Annotated in this window: 3 protein-coding genes; all 3 read left to right on the forward strand. The window is 69.7% G+C overall.

From position 1 onward, the window contains the following. A partial coding sequence (gene cbiT / locus GPA_RS18600) for a precorrin-6Y C5,15-methyltransferase (decarboxylating) subunit CbiT (protein ID WP_083808800.1) occupies positions 1 to 689 on the forward strand: 689 nt, incomplete at its 5' end. Further along, on the forward strand, positions 686 to 2,068 hold the full coding sequence (locus GPA_RS00760) for a cobyrinate a,c-diamide synthase (protein WP_197533048.1): 1,383 nt from the start codon (positions 686 to 688) through the stop codon (positions 2,066 to 2,068). The genes cbiT and GPA_RS00760, both read left to right, overlap by 4 nt. After that, the coding region (locus GPA_RS00765) for a nicotinate-nucleotide--dimethylbenzimidazole phosphoribosyltransferase (RefSeq protein WP_167536700.1) at positions 2,061 to 2,644 on the forward strand (584 nt) is incomplete at its 3' end. The genes GPA_RS00760 and GPA_RS00765, both read left to right, overlap by 8 nt.

Consider the following 2,644-nt stretch of genomic DNA (forward strand, 5'->3'; position numbering starts at 1 on the left):
TCTTCATCCGCGGCGACGTTCCCATGACCAAGCAGGAGGTGCGCGCCGTCGCGCTCGCGAAGCTGCGCCTTGCCGCGACCGACACCGTGTGGGACGTCGGCGCCGGCACGGGGAGCGTGTCGATCGAGGCGGCGCTCGTCGCGCGAGCGGGGTCGGTATGGGCGGTCGAGCGCAACGCGGCCGGCGTGCGGCTCATCCGAGAGAACGCGGATGCATTCGGGTGCGGCAACGTGCATGCGGTCCCCGGTGTCGCCCCCGAAGCGCTCGCGAAACTGCCCGTCCCCGACGCCGTGTTCGTCGGCGGGAGCGCGGGCGAGCTTCCCTCCATCGTGGAGGCGGCGCTCGAGAAGAACTCGCAGGTTCGCCTGTGCGTGCCATGCGTCACCGTTGAGACGCTCACCGAGGCGTGCGCGCTCCTCTCGGGTTCGCGCTTTAAGGGGTTCGAGGCGTGCCAGGTGTCTGCCGCCCGCGCCGAGGCTGTAGGCTCGCACCATCTTATGAAGGCGCAAAACCCCGTGTTCCTCGTCAGCGCGCGTGGTGCGGGCGCGGATGCCGAGGAGCTTGCCGAAGTCGGGGCGCTTGCTGAGTCGCCTGTCGGGGAGGACCCCTCTGCCGAGGGGAACCCATCCGTTGAGGTGGTCTCGCTTGCTAACTGCAACGCCGCAGATGGGGAAGGCGGCGCCCGGTGAGCACGTCCATCCCGCACTTCATGGTCGCTGCGCCCTCGAGCGGGAGCGGCAAGACGGTCGTAACGTGCGCGCTCCTGCGCGCGCTCGCGCGCCGCGGCCTTGCATGCGCGGCCTTCAAATGCGGCCCCGACTACATTGACCCGCTCTTTCATCGCCGCGTCGTGGGCGCGCGCTCGGGCAACTTAGACGGCTTCTTCACCGACGCCCCGACGCTGCGCGCCCTGCTCGCACGCGGCGCCGCGGGCGCGGATGTCGCGGTGCTCGAGGGGGTCATGGGCTTCTACGACGGCATGGCGCCCGGCGTGGCCGACGCGAGCAGCTACCAGGTTGCGCGCGACACGGAAACGCCGGTCGTTTTAGTGGTGAACGGGCGCGGGGCGTCTTTATCGCTCGCCGCCGTAATCCGCGGTATCGCCGAGTTCCTGCCTTGTGCGAACGTGCGCGGCGTCGTGCTGAACAAGACGAGCGCCGCTGCCTGCGCCTACGCGGCGCCTGCGATCGAGAAGCACACGGGCGTCGCGGTTTTGGGGAATATCCCCGCCGACGAGGCGTTTTCGCTCGAAAGCCGGCATCTGGGGCTTGTGACCGCCGACGAGGTCGAGCAGCTCTCCGCGCGCATCGACAAGATGGCCGAGCTGGTGGAAAAGAGCGTCGACGTCGACCGCTTGCTCGAAATAGCGGCGACGGCACCCGATATCCGCGAGGAACCTTACCGGTTGGAGCCGATCGCGGGAGCGCGGCCCATCGTCGCCGTCGCGCGTGACGAGGCGTTCTCGTTCTACTACGAGGAGAACCTGCGCGCGCTCGAGGACCTGGGTTGCGAGCTGGCCTTTTTCAGTCCCCTGTGTGATAGCGGGTTGCCCCGGGGGACAAGCGCCCTCTATCTGGGGGGCGGCTACCCGGAGCTCCATGCGCGGCAGCTCTCCGAGAACGCGCCGATGCGCGAGGCGGTGCGGCGCGTGGTGGAATCCGGCATGCCGACGGTCGCCGAATGCGGTGGGTTTCTGTACCTGCAGCGCGAAATCGCCGATAGCGAGGGGCGGCGCTGGCCTGTTGCGGGCGCCCTTGAGGGCGCAAGCGAGAACGGGGGAAGGCTGTCCCATTTCGGGTACGTGGAGCTCACTTCCCAACGCGACGGGCTCTACGGGCCGCGCGGCACACGCATCCGCGCGCACGAGTTCCACTACTGGCAGTCCACCTGCCCGGGCGGCGACTTCTGGGCGCAGAAGCCCCGGCGCGACAAGGGCTGGCCGTGCATGACGACCACTCCGTCCCTGGTGGCGGGCTTCCCGCATGTGTACTATCCTGCGAACCCCGACGTTGCGCGCGCGTTCGCGTCTGCCGCAGCGTCGTTCGCAGAGAGGAGACGGCATGGCTGAAGCAACCGAAACCGCGCTTGCCTGCATCCGCGAGGAAGTCGAGCGTGCGTTCTCATCGGCGCCTGGCGCCGTGCTCGAAGCCGCGCTCTCCCGGATCGCGCCCGCAGACGAGTGCGCCCGCGCCGCCGCGTACGCCGCGTGGGACTCCATCGCGCACCCCTTGGGGGGATTGGGCGACTTTGAAGACGCCGTCGCGTGTATCGCCGCAGCTCAGGGGAGCGCCGAGGTGGCCGAGTTTCCCCGTGCGCTCGCGGTATTCTTCTCCGACAACGGGGTCGTTGCCGAAGGCGTGTCGCAAAGCGGGCAAGACGTGACGCGAGCCGTCGCGCGCAACATGTGCGAGGGGGCCACGAGCGCCTGCCGCATGGCGGCGTTCGCGGGTGCCGAGGTCGTGCCCGTCGACGTGGGCATGGCCCGGGGCATAGAAGACGCGCGCATGGTGCGCGCGAACGTGCGGCGGGGGAGCGGCAACATCGCGCACGGCCCCGCTATGTCTCGCGATGGGGCCGTGCGCGCGATCGAGGTCGGAATCGCCGTCGCGTGCGGGCTTGCCCGCGCCGGCGTGCGCCTTCTCGC

It is taken from the genome of Gordonibacter pamelaeae 7-10-1-b, from assembly GCF_000210055.1.
Taxonomy (GTDB): Bacteria; Actinomycetota; Coriobacteriia; order Coriobacteriales; family Eggerthellaceae; genus Gordonibacter; species Gordonibacter pamelaeae.